The sequence below is a fragment of the Methanoculleus sp. UBA413 genome, assembly GCF_002502935.1.
Classification (GTDB): Archaea; Halobacteriota; Methanomicrobia; order Methanomicrobiales; family Methanoculleaceae; genus Methanoculleus; species Methanoculleus bourgensis.
On record NZ_DAQR01000113.1, the window covers coordinates 12,135 to 32,153 of the forward strand.

Annotated in this window: 19 protein-coding genes; 7 read left to right on the top strand and 12 right to left on the bottom strand. The window is 62.4% G+C overall.

Features of this window, described 5'->3' with window-relative positions; translation table 11 throughout:
• Together BP858_RS09345 and BP858_RS09350 are read left to right on the top strand one after the other, a co-directional pair.
• Nucleotides 1-420 (top strand): putative sulfate/molybdate transporter (locus BP858_RS09345; protein ID WP_286879356.1); only part of this gene is annotated, 420 nt, incomplete at its 5' end.
• Nucleotides 421-476: 56 nt separating this feature from the next.
• Nucleotides 477-731 (top strand): SemiSWEET family sugar transporter, encoded by a 255-nt coding sequence (locus BP858_RS09350; protein ID WP_062261898.1) that lies wholly within the window; start codon nt 477-479, stop codon nt 729-731.
• 68 nt (nt 732-799) lie between these two features.
• On the opposite strand, the gene wtpA is transcribed toward BP858_RS09350, so the two are convergent.
• The 5 genes from wtpA to BP858_RS09375 form a co-directional block, all read right to left on the bottom strand.
• Nucleotides 800-1,708 (bottom strand): tungstate ABC transporter substrate-binding protein WtpA, encoded by a 909-nt coding sequence (wtpA, locus tag BP858_RS09355; protein ID WP_286879357.1) that lies wholly within the window; start codon nt 1,706-1,708, stop codon nt 800-802.
• 226 nt (nt 1,709-1,934) lie between these two features.
• Complete coding sequence (locus BP858_RS09360; RefSeq protein ID WP_062261890.1) at nt 1,935-3,011, bottom strand: ABC transporter ATP-binding protein; 1,077 nt, start codon at nt 3,009-3,011, stop codon at nt 1,935-1,937.
• Between the two features lie 4 nt (nt 3,012-3,015).
• Entirely contained in the window at nt 3,016-3,711 is a 696-nt protein-coding gene (locus tag BP858_RS09365; RefSeq protein ID WP_286879358.1) for an ABC transporter permease, read from the bottom strand.
• A 61-nt stretch (nt 3,712-3,772) separates the two neighbouring features.
• Nucleotides 3,773-4,741 carry a substrate-binding domain-containing protein gene (locus BP858_RS09370; protein ID WP_286879359.1) on the bottom strand — a complete coding sequence of 323 codons (969 nt, stop codon included), beginning with the start codon at nt 4,739-4,741 and terminating at the stop codon, nt 3,773-3,775.
• Between the two features lie 170 nt (nt 4,742-4,911).
• Nucleotides 4,912-5,841 carry a substrate-binding domain-containing protein gene (locus tag BP858_RS09375; protein WP_238320461.1) on the bottom strand — a complete coding sequence of 310 codons (930 nt, stop codon included), beginning with the start codon at nt 5,839-5,841 and terminating at the stop codon, nt 4,912-4,914.
• Between the two features lie 165 nt (nt 5,842-6,006).
• Here BP858_RS09375 and hisD point away from each other — a divergent pair, with 165 nt between their 5' ends.
• Complete coding sequence (hisD, locus tag BP858_RS09380; protein ID WP_286879360.1) at nt 6,007-7,257, top strand: histidinol dehydrogenase; 1,251 nt, start codon at nt 6,007-6,009, stop codon at nt 7,255-7,257.
• 121 nt (nt 7,258-7,378) lie between these two features.
• On the opposite strand, the gene BP858_RS09385 is transcribed toward hisD, so the two are convergent.
• Both BP858_RS09385 and BP858_RS09390 read right to left on the bottom strand, forming a co-directional pair.
• Nucleotides 7,379-8,401, bottom strand: a complete 1,023-nt coding sequence (locus BP858_RS09385; protein ID WP_286879361.1) for a HEAT repeat domain-containing protein — start codon at nt 8,399-8,401, stop codon at nt 7,379-7,381.
• 863 nt (nt 8,402-9,264) lie between these two features.
• Nucleotides 9,265-10,128, bottom strand: a complete 864-nt coding sequence (locus BP858_RS09390; RefSeq protein WP_286879362.1) for a HEAT repeat domain-containing protein — start codon at nt 10,126-10,128, stop codon at nt 9,265-9,267.
• A 170-nt stretch (nt 10,129-10,298) separates the two neighbouring features.
• Between BP858_RS09390 and BP858_RS09395 the strand changes: the two genes are divergently transcribed.
• On the top strand, nt 10,299-12,740 hold the full coding sequence (locus tag BP858_RS09395; protein ID WP_286879363.1) for a heavy metal translocating P-type ATPase: 2,442 nt from the start codon (nt 10,299-10,301) through the stop codon (nt 12,738-12,740).
• 13 nt (nt 12,741-12,753) lie between these two features.
• The gene (locus BP858_RS09400) at nt 12,754-12,903 is read left to right on the top strand and encodes a YHS domain-containing protein (protein ID WP_014866397.1); all 150 of its coding nucleotides are present in this window, start codon (nt 12,754-12,756) and stop codon (nt 12,901-12,903) included.
• Nucleotides 12,904-12,967: 64 nt separating this feature from the next.
• On the opposite strand, the gene BP858_RS09405 is transcribed toward BP858_RS09400, so the two are convergent.
• From BP858_RS09405 to BP858_RS09425, 5 genes are all read right to left on the bottom strand, one after another.
• Nucleotides 12,968-13,300 carry a hypothetical protein gene (locus BP858_RS09405; protein WP_062261868.1) on the bottom strand — a complete coding sequence of 111 codons (333 nt, stop codon included), beginning with the start codon at nt 13,298-13,300 and terminating at the stop codon, nt 12,968-12,970.
• Nucleotides 13,297-13,569, bottom strand: a complete 273-nt coding sequence (locus BP858_RS09410) for a hypothetical protein (RefSeq protein WP_062261865.1) — start codon at nt 13,567-13,569, stop codon at nt 13,297-13,299. The genes BP858_RS09405 and BP858_RS09410 overlap by 4 nt, the downstream gene beginning before the upstream one ends.
• A 153-nt stretch (nt 13,570-13,722) precedes the next feature.
• Complete coding sequence (locus BP858_RS09415; protein WP_286879364.1) at nt 13,723-14,682, bottom strand: HD domain-containing protein; 960 nt, start codon at nt 14,680-14,682, stop codon at nt 13,723-13,725.
• 80 nt (nt 14,683-14,762) lie between these two features.
• Nucleotides 14,763-15,476: a dolichyl-phosphate beta-glucosyltransferase gene (locus BP858_RS09420; RefSeq protein ID WP_062261862.1), complete on the bottom strand. Its 714-nt coding sequence runs from the start codon at nt 15,474-15,476 to the stop codon at nt 14,763-14,765.
• The gene (locus tag BP858_RS09425; protein WP_281768933.1) at nt 15,470-15,985 is read right to left on the bottom strand and encodes a DJ-1/PfpI/YhbO family deglycase/protease; all 516 of its coding nucleotides are present in this window, start codon (nt 15,983-15,985) and stop codon (nt 15,470-15,472) included. Before BP858_RS09425 ends, BP858_RS09420 begins: the two co-directional genes overlap by 7 nt.
• A 310-nt stretch (nt 15,986-16,295) precedes the next feature.
• Here BP858_RS09425 and BP858_RS09430 point away from each other — a divergent pair, with 310 nt between their 5' ends.
• Both BP858_RS09430 and BP858_RS09435 read left to right on the top strand, forming a co-directional pair.
• On the top strand, nt 16,296-18,785 hold the full coding sequence (locus BP858_RS09430; RefSeq protein WP_286879365.1) for an SdrD B-like domain-containing protein: 2,490 nt from the start codon (nt 16,296-16,298) through the stop codon (nt 18,783-18,785).
• Nucleotides 18,786-19,042: 257 nt separating this feature from the next.
• Complete coding sequence (locus tag BP858_RS09435; protein WP_286879366.1) at nt 19,043-19,537, top strand: SdrD B-like domain-containing protein; 495 nt, start codon at nt 19,043-19,045, stop codon at nt 19,535-19,537.
• Nucleotides 19,538-20,019: the final 482 nt, after the last annotated feature.

The window sequence follows — 20,019 nt, forward strand, 5'->3', positions numbered from 1 at the left end:
GACCCTGATCGGCTCTCCCGGACCATCGGCGCCATGAACCTCATCTCCACGCCGCTTGGAGGGTTTCCCATGTGCCACGGCGCCGGGGGACTCGCCGCCATGTACCGGTTCGGTGCAAGGACCGGCGGGGCGAATATCATCGCCGGTCTCTTCATCCTCATCTTCGCCATCGCCTTCGCCCCGCCGGAGGTGCTGACCCTCATACCGTTCGGGGTCTTCGGCGCGCTCCTGGTCTTCGTGGCGATCGAACTCGGGAAACACAGCGCAAAGACCGAGTCGTACCTGGTCACGGGAGCCATCGCCGTCCTCACGCTGGTGATCGGCCTCACCATCGCGTTCATCATCGGGATGGTCCTCGCCTACGCCCTGCAGTGGCGGGAAGGAAGAAGGCAGGGGAGCGGGACAGACTCACAGTCCTGAGGTGCCGGCCCCAAGGTTCATAGGCCCGGCGGGAGAGATGAAGAACAGGATATCCCATGGACTCCGTCACCGCACTCGGCCTCATCGCCGGCTCGCTTACAACGCTCTCGTTTGCACCGCAGGTCGTGAGAGCGTGGCGCACGCGGTCGACCGCCGACCTCTCTCTTGCGATGCTCATCATCTTCCTCGCTGGCATCCTGCTCTGGCTCGCCTACGGTGTGGTAAAAGAGGATCTCGCCATCATCGCAGCGAACAGCGTCACCGCTGTCCTCATCGGCCTCATCCTCTCGATAAAGGCGAAGCACGGGTGAGGCATTCAATGCTCGGACAGCGGATATTTGAGAGGCTGCCGCTCTCATGCCCTGCAAAAAAGGGGTTTTCAGGCCTTCACCGCAACAAGCGGCTCGAGCCCGGCAGGGACGTTACCGTAGCCGCCCGCAGGCACGATCGGGGGCTGGCCGTCAGCAGTGAGGATCTCCTGTCCAGTGGCGCCGACCAGCATCTCCACGAACGCAAGGCCAAGGTCGGGGTGCTCCGCGTTCTTCGGGACGGTCGCACCGTAGACGATTGGCGAGCCCGCATAGAGCGTGGTACCGTCGCCCTTCTTCGCCTCGGTCTGGACGGTCGCGTAGTTCTCAGCGAATTCTACCGACGAGAGGTCGATCTCTTCGGGGAGTTCGATGAAGAGTAGGTCGTTCTGGACCGCAACGCTCCGGTACTCCCAGGCGTAATCAAGATCGCCCGACTTGACCATCCTGACGAGGTCGTCTGCCTTCGGCCTGATGAAGAGCGTGGTGTCGTCGGAGCCCGAATCGGTGGCATGAACCGTGGAGGTGCCGTTCTCCTCTGTTACGGTGATGTTGCTGTGGGCCTCGACGAGGTCCTCAAAGATCTGACCGTTTCCGTAGTAGCCCTCGGCGAGCTGGATCACCATCGGGGTGCGGTAGCCGCAGGGGTCGGAGTTCGGGTCAGAGAAGCCCCACCTGACACCGTCACGAGCGAGAACATCATGCCAATTCACGGCGGTGATCTCATCCGCATACCTGCTCTCGTTCGTGTAGGTGAGCACCATCCGGTTCTTTGCGAACGTAAGATACCAGTCGGCGTGCTCCGGCACCATCATCTCCGGGATGAGGGCGTAGTCGGCTGATGCGAGCAGATCGGCAGAATCGCCGTTCCCGGTAACTCTCTTGATAATGTCGACGCTGCCGCCGCGTTCAAGGACCACGGTGACACCGGGGTGTTCCGCTTCAAACGCCGCCTTCACTTTTTCAAAGGGCCCGGTCAACCGCAGATCAGGACCACGGCAGCGACGAGGAGAACGATTAGTGCACAGAGATTATACGATTTCATGAAATAGTTCCTGAGAAGGGACGAGCGTTAAATATATCTATTCTGGTACAAGTTAATGCCCATTGATTTACCACGGGTGCCTGTGAGGGTCAAAAGACAGCATAAAACCGAGACTTTCGGAAACAAGCCCCTCGGGTAGTGGTACAGTTCATCCGGACTCCTCACCGGGGGACCAGGTGGACCACCCTCGCCGGGAGGGAGACCCAGATCTCCATGCCGGCGCGAAGCCCGAGAGCCTCTGCCCTCCTTGCGGTCACCAGCGCGACGAGCTCGCACCCGCAGTCCACGCTCACGTTCACGAACGGCGCCATGGGCTCGACGCTGGTAATTCTGGCGGGGAAGAGGTTCTCCGCCTCCTCGTAGCCAGGTTCCCTCCGGTGCAGGGAGATATCCTCGCCCCTGATAACCACCGCCACCCCCTCTGCTGGCGGCGGAGTCTTTGAGACGATGCGTCTCTCCTTCATCTCCACCGTGGTGAGGCCCCCCTCCCGGGAGACGACCCGGCCGGGGATGATGTTCTGGACCCCCACGAACCTGGCAATCTTCTGGTCTTTTGGTTCATGGAAGATCTCGTGGGGCGAGCCCGCCTGGGCGACCGTCCCCTCGATCATCACCGCGACACGGTGCGCGAGCCTCTGCCCCTGCGCCAGATCGTGGGTGCTTATCAGGACGGTTATCCCCTTCTCACGGTTCAGACGGGTCACGATCGCCTCGATGGTAGCGGTCGAGCCCGGATCCAGGTTCGCCGTCGGCTCGTCCAGGAAGAGGATCTCAGGGTCCGTCACGAGCACCCTCGATAACGCCACCCGCTGCTGCTCGCCGCCCGAGAGGTCGGTTGCCCTGCTTCTGATGTAGCGGGAGAGCCCGACGGCCTCAAGCGCCTCCTTCACCCTCCGGTCGATCTCATCGCGGGGGGTCCCCCGGTAGCGCAGCCCCATCGCGACGTTGTCGTAGACCGATGCGTTAAAGACGATCGGTCTCTGGAAGAGCATCCCCATCCGGCGGCGGAGGTCGAGCCAGCGCCCGCGCTTCTCCACCGTATCGATACCGAAGATCGAGAGTTCGCCGCCGCTCGGCGGCTCGATCAGGTCGAGGATCCGTAAGAGTGTGCTCTTCCCGGAGCCGCTCGGGCCGATGAGCCCGAGGATCTCCCCCTCCCGGACCGAGAGGTCGACGTCGTGCAGGACCTGTAAGTTGCCGTATACCTTCCTGATCTCCTGTGCCTCAATGACCGTCATGGTATCACCGCCGTTGCACCAGGGAAAGAGCAATATTCACCCCGAGCGCCACCGCAAGGAGGATGATCCCGAGTGCGATCGACATCGAGTAGTTTGCCATCGATGTGTTGAGCGCGATCGCGGTGGTGAGGACCCGGGTGGCACCCCTGATGTTGCCGCCGACGATCATCACCGTCCCCACCTCGGCGATCGCCCGCCCAAACCCCAGGAGGACGCCGGACATGACCGCAAACCGGGCCTCCATGATGATGGTGGTGACCGTCTGAAGCCTGCTTGCGCCAAGCGCCGTGATCGTGTAGCGTTTATCCCGGTCGATCCCTGAGAGCGCCGAGACCGTCAGCCCCATCAGGAGCGGTATAATGAGAACCGTCTGGGTGACGATCATGCCGCCGGGAGTGTAGAGGAGGCGGAGGAACCCGAATGGGCCGATGTTTGAGAGGAGCAGGAACATGATCAGGCCCACGATGACTGTCGGGAGCGCATAGAGCGTCTGCAGCGTGGAGACGACCGCATGCTTCCCCCGGAAGTCGTAGAAGTAGATCAGCGCCCCGGCGGGGAGGGCGACCAGCGCGGCAAGGAAGGTGGCGGTGAGGGAGACGTAGAGCGAGCGGATGGTGATCTCGACCACCTGTGGATTGAGGGTGATGATGAGGTTGATGGCCTCGATGAACCCCTCAATGATCGGGCTCCCGTTCACCACGCGAACTCACCCACCTTTCTGATCACCTCGTCCACGTCTCCCGGTTCCTCAGGATGAGCGTTTATGCAGCCACCGGCTCTGCGCAGGTGCAGTTGAACGGTGGTCCGGTGCACTCGGGTGCGTAGAGCGGCACAAAGAGCGGTTTCCCGAACTCAGCCTTCCCGAAGTCGCCGATCAGCTGCTTCCCTTCATCGGAGATGAGCCAGTTGGTGAAGCCCGCGGCCCCCTCCGCGTTCACACCCGGGTACTTTTCAGGGTTGACCGCGATCGCACTGTAACGGTTCATGAGTTCCGTACCCTGCTCGATGACCGGCACCAGCGCCAACCGGTCCTTAAACGAGAGGTAGGTACCCTCGTCAGAGAGCGTGTAGGCGTTCTTCTCGTTCGTGAGGATCAGGGTGTCTCCCATGCCCTTGCCGGCCTCGACGTACCAGGCCCCGGAGTCCAGGATATCTTTTTCGTAGTCGTAGCCCGCCTCCTTCCAGAGCGTCTTCTCCTGGGCATGGGTGCCTGAGTTGTCGCCCCGGGAGACGAAGACCACGCCCGGCGTCTTGTTCGTCCCGGCGGCATAGATCGTCTTGAAGGCTTCCACGGGACTCATGTTCGCTATCCCCGCCGGGTCGGACTTCGGCCCGACGATGATGAAGTAGTTGTAGGCGATGCAGCGCGGGTTGATCCCGTAGCCGTCATTTACAAACTGCTCTTCAAGCGCAGGGGCGTGGACGAGCACCATGTCCACATCGCCGCGCCGTGCGGTATCGAGGGACTGGCCCGTCCCCTGGGCGATGAACTGGAGATCAACCCCGGTCTCGCCCTCGTAGACCCGCTCGAGCTCTGCGAGCAACCCGGTATTCTCAAGGCTTGTCGTGGTGGCGATCCGGAGGATGTTCGCACCGGCAGCGGGTGTGGTCGTCGTGGCGTCCGGCGTCTCGTTCCCTTCCGGCGCAGTCCCCGTGCACCCCGCAAAGGCGGTGAGGATGAGAAGGAGCAGGACAGCACCGGCCGATAGAATAGTAGCGTTCGTCTTCATGGCAGCCCGCTAAATGGCAATCAGCCATAAATATTTATCTCGGCGAGGGTGTCAACAGCCCCCCCTTAACCACAGGGGAGGAGAGAGCGGTCCCGCCGGCCTGAGGATGGGGTGTGCCCCCCGCCTGCCAGAACGGTGGGGCAGGCGGCAGGGTTTTTGTGCTCCCGGGTTCATGCCGTTGCGTTCACCGGCTCTGCGCAGGTGCAGTTGAACGGCGGCTGTGTGCACTCTGGTGCGTAGAGCGGCACAAAGAGCGGCTGGCCGTACTCTTCGACGCCGAAGTTCCCGATGAACTCCTTGGTTTCGTTGGAGGTGATCCAGTTGGTGAAGTTGGTGGCCTCATTGATGTTGACACCCGGCACCTGCTCCGGGTTGACTGAAATGGCGCTGTAGCGGTTCAGGAGATCGTCGCCCTCAGTCACGAGTTCTACAAGGGCGAGCTGGTCCTTGAAGGCGAGGTACGTCCCGATGTCGGAGAGCGTGTAGGCATCCTTCTGGTTGGCAACGGTCAGGGTCTCACCCATGCCGCTCCCGGTCTCGAGGTACCAGGGCCCGGAGTCCTGGATGTCCTCTGTGTAGTTGTAGCCGGCTGCCTTCCAGATCTGCTGCTCCCGGTTGTGCGTGCCCGAGTCATCGCCGCGGGAGACAAAGGCCACGCCCTCTGTGTTGTTCGTCCCGGCGATGTAGATCGCCTTGAACGCTTCCACGGGGCTCATGTTCGCTATCCCCGCCGGGTCGGACTCCGGCCCGACGATGAGGAAGTTGTTGTAGGCGAAGCACCGCTCGTTGATGCCGTAGCCTTCATCGATGAACTGCTGCTCAAGCGACGGCGAGTGGACGAGCACCAGGTCGACATCGCCGCGTCGTGCGGTATCGAGCGACTGGCCCGTCCCCTGTGCGGTGATCTGCACGTCCACACCTGACGTGTTCTCGTACATCAGTTCAAGTTCGTCAAGCAGGCCGGTATCGTAGAGGCTTGTTGTCGTTGCTATCCGGAGCACGTCCGGGTTCGCGGCCTCCTGTGCCGGGACGGCGACGACAGATGCGGCCAGGAGTACTACCATGATGCCCACCAGGGGCACCCATGACCTCGGAGTCATACGGGCGGGCAATCATCGGGCAATATATTTAAACATTATTATAGGAATTAACAAATATAATTTATAAAGCTGTTTCCACAAACCCACCTCCCTCCGGGAGGAGAATCTCCCCCCGGGATCGGGGTGCCGAAACCTTAACGCTTCAACCCGCCGACCTTTTTCCCCATGTGGAAGGCGCTGGATATCGAGACCTGGATCGCCGGGCGACGGTCGGACCTTGATCGGGTGAAGGGTTCGGTCTCTGAGATCATCGGGAGGGTGCGGGCAGAGGGTGACGATGCCCTGATCGACCTGACAAAGAAGTTCGACGGTATCGATCTGGCCGAGATCGCTGTCTCTGACGAGGAGCGGGAGGCAGCCTACGACCAGGTGGATGCGGAATTGGTCGAGAGCCTCGTGCAGGCTGAGGTGCGGATCAGCAGGTTCCATGAGTTGCAACGCGGGCGCGACCTCTGGCTCCAGGAGATGGAGCCCGGGATCACCCTCGGTGTCAAGACGACGCCGCTTTCCCGGGTCGGAGCCTACGTCCCCGGCGGGCGGGCGGCATACCCCTCGACGGCGCTGATGTGCACGATCCCTGCGGTGGTGGCCGGTGTCGGAGAGATCTGCTGCTGCACACCGCCGCCGATCAACCCGATCACGCTTGTGGCGCTTGATATCGCCGGGGTCGACGAGATCTACCGTGTTGGCGGCGCGCAGGCGATTGCGGCCATGGCGATAGGGACCGAGACGATCCCCAGGGTGGAAAAGATCGTCGGGCCGGGGAACGTCTTTGTCACCGCCGCGAAGATGCTCCTCCGGGACGAGGTCGAGATCGACTTCCCGGCTGGCCCAAGCGAGATCGCAGTCCTCGCAGACAGCACGGCGAACCCGAGGTTCATCGCAGCCGATATCCTCGCCCAGGCCGAGCACGACCCGAGCGCCGCATGTGTCCTGGTTACCACAGACGCGGCCCTCGCCGATGCTGTCGGTGATGAGGTGAAGCGGATGGTGGCGGGTGCAGACCGGCGGGAGATCATAGAGAAGGCGCTCGACCACTCCGGCTACATCGTGGCCGGCGACCTCGATGAGGCGGTGGCAACGGTCAACGGCATCGCCCCCGAGCACCTCTCGGTGCAGGTGGCAGACCCGCTCGGCATCCTCACCCGGTTCAGGAGCGCCGGGTCGATATTCGTCGGCCCTTACGCGGCGGTGGCCTGCGGCGACTATGCATCGGGGACGAACCACGTCCTCCCGACCGCAGGATATGCCAGATTGTACTCGGGGCTTGACGTGAACCACTTCTGCCGGCGCTCAACGGTCCAGGTGATCACACAGGAGGGGCTTTCCGCCATCGGCGACGTCGTGGAGACGATCGCCGATGCGGAGGGGCTCCACGCCCATGCAGAGTCGGTGCGGGTGCGGCGCCGGAGATAAAAAGACACTTTTTTGGGCGCCACGAACAGATGGCAGCTGCATAAAAACAGCCATTCCACGGACAGTGGACCGTGGTGGCCAATCGCCTCGGGAGGAGGAGACCGGAAATGGGATCTCCCCCTCACCGCGACGTCGGCGGAGACGGCTCCGGTGCGATCCCGCCCCGGACCACCCTGATCTTTGCGATCGCATCCTCAGCCACGCTCCGCACATCAGCGTCCTCATCCCGGGTGAGGTCCTGAAGCGCGTCGATCGCCCGCGGGTCGCCGATGTACTTGAGGGCGCCCGCCGCGTAGAGCCTGACATTCCGGTCGCTGTCCTTTGTTGCACCGATGAGCGGATCGACCGCAGCACTCCCGGCCCGGATGAGGGCGCCGGCCGCAGCTCCCCTGACATCGTCGTTTTCGTCGCGAAGCGCCCCGATGAGCGGCTCCGCCACCGAAGCATCGCCGATATCCCCGAGGACCCCGGCCGCGACGATCCTGACGTCAGGGTCAGGGTCGGCAAGCGCCGTTGTAAGCGGCTCCACCGCTCCGCGGCCGAACTTTGCAAGCGCTCCTGATGCCTGGCACCTGACGTCGCTGTTCTCGTCGCGGAGTGCCCGGGCGAGGGGCTCCACCGCCGAGGGGCCACCGATCTCGCCGAGGATGGCGGCCGCGTAGACCCGTCGGAGATCCCTCCTGGTCGCGATCTCCCAGGCCTGACCGCCAGGTCCGGTCACGGTCTTCGCGCTCTCCGCGGCCCCGGGCTCCTCATACCTCTCCGAAGCCCCCGGGCGCTCGATGAGTTCGACCAGCGGCTCAACCGCCGGGGGGCCAAGCATGGCAAGTGAGTCGGCCGCCGCCTCCCGCACCGCGGTCAGCGGGTCGCCGAGCGCCCTGATGAGCGGGGCTACTGCCTTTGCATCACCAAAGTCCCCAAGCGCCAGTGCGGCCCGCTGGCGAATCAGGCCGTCCTCGCTTCCCAGTGCCGCGATCAGGCCGTCGATATTCTCTTCCGCCCTCAGGAGATCGATGTTGAACCGTCTCTCTTCCGCTGGATTACCCTCTCTCTGCAACCAATTCGCCTCCGGGCCCGGGGTATAGCGGGGGGTCGATATAATAACTTTTGTGAGGTGGTCGACAGGGGTAGTACTTTGAAGCACCTCATATACCACGCACCGCGGGTTGCCTCACGCGAAGGAGAGAGTGCGGGATCTGTGAGGTTTTGGGCGGCATGGAGCGGGAGACAGGACGAGCAACCCGCTGCTGCCGGGGTTGCCGGCCCTTCCGGAGTTGGGGACGCTGCGGGGGGATATCTTCAAAAGAGGTGGTAGGGGTTCAGGTGTCCAGGTTGTTTTCTGACGGTATCGCCGTCCGGGCCCCGGACAACGTCCATCACCGTCTTCTCCGCCTATGTCTCGGTTCGGTGCGTCCAACTGTGCTGTAGTTTCCACAGATCGGGCACCCGATCGGTTTGTTGGTAAATTCTTCAGTCCATCGGTGTTGACATCGACCACAGTAGAAGATGACGTGGTTTTCTGCTGTTTCTGGTATCATTGTATAATCACTCAAACCCGGGAGAGAGAACCGGAGATCTCCGGGACCTCCTCAGGGTTCGCTGCTTTGTATAGGCAAAGCCGCCGCCATCCCGACGAAATTCGTAGGAGAACGGCGGACCGGTGTCATGGGGGGTGGTACCCCGGACCGACCCGGCCTCCTGTAGTCACCATCACCGGTAGCACCCGAAATTGGCCTTACGCCCGGCGGCTGCTTTCTTGTGCGTTGAAGAAATCGAGAATCTCCGCATCGGAGATATCACAGGCACGCCGCCGATGGGTCTACAGGAGTCCAGGGTCATGGCTGCACCCCGGTGCCTAAGGTGTGTAACTTATGAGGGGCTCCCTTATTATACCATCTATCTACCGTCTCCACGAGGATTCGTCAGAGCCAATCGGGTCTGGGAATACTCCCCTCGCGCAGTATCGTAGCACACGCATACCCGAAAAAACAGGATTTTGCCCCGGCATCACCGGGACGCCGGCGGCACGGGCGTTGCCTCACCCCGCTTCTCACGGAACCTCACGATCGCATCCCCGGCCGCCTTCCTGACGACCGGGTCGTCGTCTGAGAGCGACCGGGTGAGGGGCCCCTCCGCCCGGGGATCAGCAATCTCGCCGAGGATGGCTGCCGCATACGTACGTCGTAGCCCCCACCTCATCTCAGGTGGTGGGCCCTCCTCCACAACACCCGCCCTCCCGGCTTCGGGGAAGAGGGCCTCGTGCTCCTTCACACCCTCCGGACCGGCAAGGAGGTCATGCTGTGCCAGGACCCTGTGCTGGAGGGTTCTCTTTTCGGGCGGAATCCCCTCCGGACCAGCGAGGAGGTCGTGTTGGGTAAGCCCCTCCTCTTCCTCCTCAAGCGCCCGCCGCCCGCCGGCCCGCCTGATACCTTCGGGGCCGGCGAGTACATCGTGCTGCGTAATACCTCCCCTATGTCGGAGAGGCCTCTTTTCAGGCGGTATGCCCTCAGGGCCCGCGAGGAGGTCAATCTGTGTCAGCCCCTCCCGGGACAATTCCCGGGGCCGCTCGTACCCCGCTGATGCCTCCGGGCGCTCGAGCAGGTCGATCAGCGGCTCGACCGCCGGCGTCCCGACCATGACAAGCGCGTTCGCCGCGGCCTCCCGGACAGCCAGAATGGGATCGGCAAGCGCAACAATGAGCGGTTCTGTCGCCCTCCATTCACCGAGCCTGCCAAGACCCAGGGCAGCACTCCGGCGGATTTCGGGATCGCTGCTCTGCAGCGCTTCAATCAGACCGTCAATGTCCCGCTTCGACGCCATAAGGTCAACGTCATACTGCATCTCCCCCACTGGAACATCCCTTCTCTGCACTACAATCACCTCAGGATATGGCGCTATAACATGGCCAGCGATATATAATAATATGCATAAAAATTCTGGAGCATTATAACCAGGATCCCGACCACACCAGAGGTTTCTTAACGAAGACGGGGAGGGAAACTGCAGGTATTTTAACCTCGAACATCGAGGAGAGTAGTATCATGCCGGAGGAGAAGAGGAAGGCGGAACTGAAGATCTCAGGGATGCACTGCGCATCCTGCGCACTCAATATAGAACGCGCCCTCCGGGGCCGGGACGACGTCTACGAAGCCCGGGTCAACCTCGCAGCCGGGACCGCGGTCGTCGAGTACGACCCGGCGAAGGCCAGCATCGCTGACCTCGAGCGAACGGTCAGCGAAGCCGGCTTTGAGGTCGTCCGGAGCGAGGTCACCGTCAGGATAGGCGGGATGGTCTGTGCGAGCTGCGCCCAGGTGATCGAGATCTCGCTCGCCGATCTCGACGGGGTCTACGAAGCCAGGGTCAACCTTGCCGCCGAGACTGCGCAGATCGTCTACAATCCTGCGCTCGTCACCGCATCAGATATCAGGGCTGCAATCGAGGACGCCGGCTACCAGTACCTGGGGCTCGTGGAGGAGATCTCCGAAGACGCGGAGGCCCGGATGCGGGAAGAGGACCTCCAGGACAAGTTCCGGCGGTTCACCGTTGGGTTTGCAGTGAGCATCCCGCTCTTCCTCATCATGCTCTTCCGGGTGCCGGAGATGGTCGCCCTCCCGGTCTCGATCAACCTCATCATGCTCGTCATCACCGCCCCGGTCTTCCTCTATGTCAGCGCCCCCATCTTCAGGGCGGCCGCCGCCGCGCTCCGCAATCGGACGCTGACCATGGACGTCATGTACGCGATGGGTATCGGTGTCGCGTACGGCGCAAGCATTCTCGGGACGTTTGGGGTCGTCCTCACCCCAGCGTTCAACTTCTACGACACAGCGGTGATGCTCGCTTCGTTCCTGACGCTGGGCCGCTACCTGGAGGCCCGGGCAAAAGGGAGGACTTCTGAGGCGATCAGGAAACTCATCGGCCTCCGCCCGAAGACCGCGACGGTGCTCCGGGAGGGGCGGGAGGTCGAGGTCCCGATCGAGGACGTGGTGGTCGGCGACATTCTCCTGATCAGGCCGGGAGAGAAGGTGCCGGTGGATGGCACGGTCGTGGGCGGCGAGAGTTCGGTCGATGAATCGATGATCACCGGCGAAGCCATCCCGGCCGATAAGCGGGAGGATGACGAGGTCGTCGGCGGCACCCTGAACGTGAACGGCGTCCTCCGGGTCAGAGCAGGGAGGATCGGGAAGGACATGGTGCTCTCGCAGATCATCAGACTTGTCCGGGACGCCCAGGGTTCTAAGCCCCCGGTGGAGCGGATCGCCGATGTCGCGGTCTCCTACTTCATCCCGGTCGTGCTCGTGATAGCGACCTCTGCCTTCCTCATCTGGTATGTGGTTCTCGGCGCCCCGCTCCTGTTTGCGCTCACGGTGCTGATCTCGGTCCTGGTCATCGCCTGCCCCTGTGCGCTCGGGCTCGCCACCCCGACCGCCGTGACCGTCGGGATCGGCCGGGGCGCCGAACTCGGGGTGCTGATCAGGAACGGTGAGGCGCTCGAGATCTCGGAGAGCCTGACCGCGGTCGTCTTCGACAAGACCGGGACCCTCACCCGGGGAAGACCGGACGTCACCGATATCGTCGCGTTCGGGGTGCCGGAGGACCGCCTCCTCGGGGTCGCGGCAGCGGTCGAGAAGAACTCGGAGCACCCCCTCGCGGCAGCGGTCGTGCGGCGGGCTGAGAGTGCCGGGGTTGCGGTCCCGGCATCGGAGCGGTTTACATCCTTTGGGGGCAGGGGGGTCAGCGCCGTGGTGGAGGGTGAGGAGGTGCTGATCGGGAACCAGCCGTTCCTCGAAGAGAACCGGATCACCATCCCGGAGGAGGCGAAAAACCGGATAGCCGCCCTCCAGGACGAAGGGAAGACCGCCGTTCTGGTTGCCGGCGGCGGCACACTCAGGGGTATCCTCGCCGTCGCCGACACCCTCAAGGCGACGACGAAGGCCGCCATCGCGGACCTGAAGCAGATGGGCCTTGCGGTGACGATGATCACGGGCGATAACGAGCGGACGGCACACGCCATCGCGCGGGAGGTCGGGATCGATGACGTCCACGCGGGGGTGCTTCCGCAGGATAAGGCCCGGGAGGTACGCACCCTCCAGGAACGGGGCGAGGTTGTGGCGTTCGTGGGCGACGGGATCAACGACGCCCCGGCGCTGGCGCAGGCTGACGTCGGGATCGCCATCGGGAGCGGGACCGATGTCGCCATCGAGAGCGGGGATATCGTCCTCATCCGCGACGACCTGACTGACGCCGTCGCGGCCATCGAACTCTCCCGGAAGGTGATGTCCCGGATCAAGCAGAACCTCTTCTGGGCGTTCGCCTACAACGCAGCCCTCATCCCCCTCGCCGCAGGCATCCTCTACCCGTTCTATGGCATAACGTTCCAGCCGGAACTTGCGGCGCTCGCCATGGCGCTCTCGTCGGTGACGGTCGTCTCGCTCTCCCTGCTCCTCAAGACTTATATACCGCCGACGAAGAGAGGGGGCATATAACGGAGGAGTCTGGATGGCGATCGATCCGGTATGCAAGATGGATGTCGATGAGGCAACCGCGAAGTACACGGCAGAGTACCAGGGGAAGACCTACTACTTCTGCGCCCCGGGGTGCAAGAAACTCTTCGAGCGGAACCCGGAGGCGTATCTGAAGGGGTCGTGACCCTTTTTTGCAACAGGAGGCAGGTCATCCCCGCCCCGCAAAGGGCTAAACACTCAAACGGCACTCAGTACCCGAACTGGCGATCATAGTTGGTATGGTCCAGCCACTCGATGACGACCGCGATCGTGCCGCCGTCGCTGGTCACGGTATACATCAGTCTCCAAGAGCGAGAGAGGTTGTACTTCCAGAGGTTCTTTATCGGGGGATGTCGTTGCAGATAGTTCTTCGGGATCTGCCTCTTTGGAACCTGAGTACCACAAAAAGCGTTGGCAGATATCGCCACGAAGGCTCTTTCCAGGAGGGCGACCAGTTCTCGATCTTCGCTGCGGGTTGAGGCCCGCAAAGCCTCAAAGGCTTCTTTCACCTGCGTGTCTGCAAAGAAGATTGTTGCTTTCATCCGATCCGCAGATTCTCGCGGGCCAGGTACCACCGGGTGAACTCCGGATCGTAGATCCAGCAGACTCTACCGCGTGCATCAATAGCAATCTTGTTTGACTCCAGAAGGTACTCGATGATCTTCTTGAACGTCTGATACATGACCTTCCGCGGCAAGCGCTCCCACAGCGCACGCCGGCGGTATTCGCCGCTGTGCTCCTTGATGAAATCTTCGACCATTCTGATCGTATCGAGTGTGGGAGAATGATCGGATCTGACGTTCGCAGACATGATTTCAGTATCGTTGCATATAGATATATAGCAATCGGGTAGCGACGTTCCGGGAAAGTGTGCCGTCGGAACGTAACCCCGAAACAACGGAATCGCCCCACAGGATGGAGGTTATCCCAAAGCGATATTCGCGTGAAACCGCGTCGCTACCCTTCAGAACCGATACACCGGCTCCCTGCACCGTGTCCCCTGGTAGCGCTCTTCTCCCGGCGCGAGATCGGCGACATCGTCACATACGCTCCGTAAGGATGCGCCAGCGTTATCGGCGAAGTGGACCGTCCATGCCTCGGGGGTCCGGGGCTTGACCTCGCCGTGGGGGCCGTGGTGCGCCATCAGAATATGGAGAAGGTGTGCGAACCGCGACGGATCGACCCCGGCTGAGTGCCGGAGGAGTGCGGCCGCACCGAGCGCCGTATGCCCGACGAGGGTGTACTCCGGGAGCGCGACAAACGAGAACCCCTGGCGGCGGAAACACGACGCCTTGCCGATATCGTGGAGGAGCGCTCCGGCGAGGAGCACATCGGTATCCATCTCCACCCGGTTGACGCTGCCGGCAAGACCGAGCGCAATCTCCGCGGTCTCGAGGGTATGCTCCGCAAGGCCGCCGATATATGCATGGTGCCGGCGTTTTGCAGCGGGCACTTCAAAGAACCCCTCCGTGGTGTTCATAACCCGGGATACGAGGGTATAGATCCCCGGGTCTTCGATCTTCGCGGCCATGCGGCCAAGCCCCCGGCGGACGCTCTCGTCATCGGCGGGAGCGTAGACAAACTGGGACGGATCGATCGAATCCCCCGCCACCGGGGTTGCGAGGCTGACGAACCCGTCGTTCACGTTGACCTCACAGGTACCATTGAAGACCTTCGCGTAGCCCTGGATTCGGTAAACTTCACCGACCCGGATTTCACGGCAGAGTACCTCGATCTGCTCTGCGTTCTGATCAGACGTCCCCCAGACCTTGCAGACACCCTGCCCTGTCCTGTCGGAGATGGCAAGCTGGATGTACTTGCCTCCGTCTCGCTTCTCCTTCAGGTCTGCAGCATCCACCACAAACGGTGCGTCGACCTGCATTCCCCCACAAATTTCCTCCACGAAGACCGTCTTCTCAAGCACCGTATCACCGTTAAAAATTCATCCACGCACAAACTCTTAAAACCCGGCGGTTTGTTCCCGGGAGGGCGGGTGGGGACGCCCTACCCGAACCGAAGGCGGAGCATGCCAAGGAGCATCTCCTTCGCATCCGAGGTCGTCACCTTCGACTCGTCCCGGTTCTCCCAGGTAGTCGGAACCTCTTCCACCCGGTAACCGTTTTGCCGCAGCCGCCAGAGGAGTTCGACGTCGAACTCAAACCCGGTCGACCGGATGGAGGGGAGAACCGCATCGAGCGCCTCCTTCCGGAAGACCTTGGCGCCGCACTGGGTGTCCCGGTAATCAAGCCCGAAGAGCATCCTGACCAGGAGGTTGAAGAGACGGCTCTCAACCCGGCGCCTGAGGCCCTGTCTCACCGTCAGCACGGACCCGGGGACCCAGCGCGAACCGATGGCGCCGTCCACGGTTGCCAGGCGGTCGAAGAGGCGCTCCATCTCAGATAACGATGTCGAGCCGTCGGCATCCATGTACCCGATGTAGGGGGTCGACGCTTCCCTGACCCCGGCCACGATACCCCCTCCCTTGCCGAGCCGGGACGGGAACGTCAGGCACCTGATGGAGAGCGACGGGCGATCGTCTGCAAACGCGCCGATGACGGCGGGGGTGGCATCGGTCCCGTCACAGACAAAGATCAGGTCGCCGGGAAATCCTGAGATCCCCTCGAGAAGCGACCCTATCCGCGCCTCCTCGTTGTATGCGGGGATCACCAGGGTGCAGTCAGCCCGGTTCACTTCGCCGTCTCTGGTATCGTTCAGCATTCGAGTTTCGTTATGATGGTATCTGCAAATTGGGCGGCAGCCCCTGGGCCGTTCGCGGTCACGACCTGCAGGTCGGCGACGACGGGAATCTTCACCAGGTTCGCTCCGCCTTTCTCCATCTCCCGCACTGCCTCCGGGCTTGGGTATACGGTCGCCTGCCGCCCGGCGAGGATGCCTGCCCGCGCGAGGACGACCGGGCCGAGGCAGATGGCGGCGACGACCTTGCCCTGCTCGAAGAACACCCTGACGAGTGATCGAAGTTTCTTGTTCGTCCAGAGGAATTCCTGTGAACCGGTGCCGCCCACGACCACGATCCCGGCGTAGTCGTCGGGCTCCACGTCATCAAACGTCATGTTCGCTTCCACGGCGGCGCCGAGCATCCCCGTGCACGTGCCCGGGGTCGTCGAAGCGATATCGACGCCGATGCCTGCTTCCTCAAAGATCCTTCTTGGTGTATCCAGTTCTTCGTCCCTGAACCGTTCCGGTGCGATCGCAAACAAGAGGTTCATGCAGGTCTCCTATCCAGGGTTTGTTCATAAGCGTATTGATGGTTGTGGGAGAGGGTGGCCACCCGGCGCACCCGGCCCCGGGGGTATCGACTGCATTCTGGCCACCGTCATACCCCCGTTTGGAAATAAGATTATTATAATAGTTATACTATTGAAGTGCAAACCCCGCGGTGCTCCTGATACCCCGGGCTCTGCAGGAGACCCGACCATCAACCAGTAAACCCGTATTGTATGGCGACCGCCATAATCCCCGGAAAGACGGGGATGATACCAGGGAACGCCGGGGTGGAGATGATTCAGAGGTAGACCTATGCAACGTGGCATGTATTATTGGATCATTATCCTGTTCCTGGCGGCACTTGTGTTCATTGCGCTCGCGGGAGCGGAGCCGGATGATTATACCGTTACCTGGAACCGGACCTACGGCGGGCCTGCTGCCGGGGAGACCGCATACGCAATCATCGCTGACCCCGAAGGGACAGGATTCTTCCTCGCCGGGGAGACTGAAACGTTCGGGGCGGGGAAGGCGGATGCCTGGGTGGTCAGGCTGACGCCGGAGGGCAACGAAGCGTGGAACAGTACCTATGGAGGGGAGGAGGCCGACACCGCCCGGTCCATCATCCGGACCGGCGATGGCAACCTCCTCGTTGCTGGCACCCTCACCCTCGTTACCAACAGAACAAGGCTGGATACCGATGCCTGGGTTGTAAAGATAGACCCGTCAGGCAGCGAGATCTGGAACCGGACCTACGGCGGACCGGACGTCAACGCGTCGGCAAACGCGGTGATCGGGGCCGATGACGGCGGCTACATATTCGTCGGCTCCATCGCGCCCTGGGGAGAGGAGAGGTCCGGGGCCTGGGTGGTCAGGCTGAACGAATCAGGCGACGAGGTCTGGAACAGGACGTTCGGCGGGGCAGGAAACAGCACAGCAAACGCCGTCACACGGCTTCCCAGCGGGGATTTCGTCTTTGCCGGCAGCACCGACACTTTGGGGGCGGGGAAGACGGACGCCTGGGTGGTCAGGCTGAATGCATCGGGCGACGAGGTCTGGAACAGGACATTCGGGAGCCCCGACGATGATGACGCCCGGGCGGTGATCAACACAACAGACGGCAACATCCTCATCGCCGGCACGTTCACTGAGAGGCCCGACAACGAAACCGTCGATACCGATGCCCTCCTCATGAAACTCACGCCCGACGGGGATATCATCTGGAACTGGATCTACGGGGACGTGGGCGTGAACGAGTCGGCCAGTGCAGTCATCGAGACCTCCGACGGCGGCTACATATTCGCCGGGGAGACCGGGTTTCCCGGGATGGATGACACCGATGCCTGGCTTGTCGGGACCGACGCCGAAGGAGCGGGGGCATGGAGCAGGACCTTCGGCGGCATGAACCGCGGCGACCGGGCGGTGTCGGTCCTGCAACCTGCAGAGGACTGGCTCCTCTTCGCGGGGACGTTCAATGCCACGGCAAGGGGAGGGGCGGTGAACACGGACGCATGGGTCGTGAGACTGGGACCTGTTCCGGAGCCGACGCCAACGCCGGGACCGACACCCACGGCGGCACCCTTAAAGCCCCCGAAAGCGCCGGCGGTACACCAGAAACCAGCGGTGACGGCCACCCCGACAGCGGTGATAACGACGCCGGTCGCGACCGCAACCCCGAAGCCGACGATAACCAAAGCCCCGACAGAGACCCCGACGCCCAGGCCCACCCGGACCGAAAAACCGACGGCAACGGCAACGGCGACCTGGAACCCGACGCCGACTCCGACAGAGAAGCCGAATACCCATGACGGGGACGAGAACGACGGAGACGATCACAATGATGACGGGAGCAGCGGACCGCTGTCAGGGATGGTCTGGTACGACCTGAACGCGAACGGCAGCCGTGATCCGGGCGAGCCGGGCATCCCGGGCATCAGCGTGCGACTTATCGGCAAGCGGACCATGTATGATTATACTGTCACCGGTTCCGACGGGTCATACCGGTTCTCATCCCTCCCCACCGGCGGCTACGCCGGCGTAGAATTCCTCATGCCGGATGGCTACTCCTGCACCACCCCCGGTTCTGGCAGCGACGCCCGCCCGATCGGCGGGACCGTAGCATTCGCGGAAGGCGATGATTCCCGGCACACCCTGAATGCAGGGTTCGTCGGGGGGTACCAGGCCGGGACCCCGGCTGCGACCTACGGATGGGTGCGCGGCACAGTCTGGAGCGATGGTAACCACGACGGTATCAATGACGAGACTTACGGCTTGACCGACATCGAGGTCCGCCTCCTGGACGCAGGCGGCGCTGTGGTGGCATCGGCCCGCACGAGATACCATGACTACTACACCTCCATGTACCTCTTTGGTCCCCTCCTGCCCGGGGAATACTCCCTTGCGTTCACCGCGCCTGAGAACTACATCTTCACAGACCCGGGCAGGGACAGCCATGCCGACCCGCTGACCGGCACAACAGCCCCCTTTACGGTCGGCGGAGGCGATACGATCGTCAGGGATGCAGGGCTGATCCTCTCGCTGGCCCCGGCCCAATCCCCGCCTCTGGGGGAGACCAACGAGCCTGATGAGGAAATCGGCGATAGCAAGGAGCGGGATGACGTCGACGATGCGGCAGAGGAGGAGCGGGAAGAGCAGGTCATAACCAGTGAGCCGCAGGAGCCGGACGGTGAAGCCTCCGGCGGCCCACGGGAGGATGACGACGACGGACCTGACAGGGAGAAGAGCAAGGACCAGGACGACCGTCACAAGCCCGGAGAAGACCGGCCGAAGCAGGGAGATGATTGAACGCAACGGCACTGATGAGAGCAGGGAGCATAATACGAGATTCGGCCGGTTTGGAGTTCAATGCCGATAAAAACCTCCGCACGAAATATGGAGATATTAATATATGATAAAGACTATTCCGAGTCGGAACTCCAAAGTCGGCGCCGGAACAGGAAAATCCCAGACCATTCGGCAGCCGGAGGGGAACGCAGACGGATACTGCACCCCTCCGCGGGGTTACGCGCCCGGACGGCCCAATGAGGCATCCGGGAGGTGAGGTGAACCGATTGAGAGAGATCAGCATTCTTGCAGCCATCATCGTATCAGCGTTCGTGTTCGGTTCGGTCGCAAGCGCGGCAGTCCAAGCCCCGCCGGGACCGGGAGCAGAGAAGTCCATAGGCACCATCGGGGGAACAGTCTTTCTGGATGCCGACGCCAACGGCGTGCAGGACCCCGGGGAGCAGGGTGTGATCGGCGTCACCGTCCACCTCCTCAATGCCACCGGCGAGAGGATTGCGACGGCAGAGACATTCTCCCATGCCTGTGAGGGGCTCTACATCTTCAGCGGCGTCCTCCCGGGGAACTACACCGTCGAGGTCGTCCCGCCGGAGGGCTACGCCTTCACCGTCCCCGGCCGGGGCGAACCCGGCGATACGGCCAGCAGCGTTGACCCGGTCAGCAGAACAACCTCAAGCATCAACCTGACCCGGGAGATCATCAGGGAGACCGACCTCGCTGTCAGGGATGCGGGGCTGGTGCCGGCCAGGGGCTGACGGCCACTCCCGCTAACCTCTTTTTGCACCGCTACGATGCCGCCGGAGGCTATCGGTGGGCTCGATCCGTATAAGGATGCGACAGCACGGTGGTCTCTGCCCCGGAGGGTTCCTGCCGGCCAGACTCACGGGACTCGCCCGATGATCCGGGGTGTCGACCGTCAGGAGAACCATAACAACATTATTATAATAATTGGATTATTGTAACTGGCCCTCTCAGCGGACGGTGTTGCAAGCACTGCTCCAGAGTCGAACACAGACCATCACAACCACAGATACCAACCAGCAGCCCTCACCAGGCACGCCATTTCACTCACCTCCAGGGAGCACGGGCAGGCAGGAGGACGCGTGAGGGGACGGCAACAAGCCAGGAGATGTGATATGAAGCAAAATCTCTGTTTGATGGCGATGGTGCTGCTGGCATGCACGCTCATCGCGACGTCGAGCGCGGCCGCAGTGGACTTCTCGGTCGTCTGGAATAA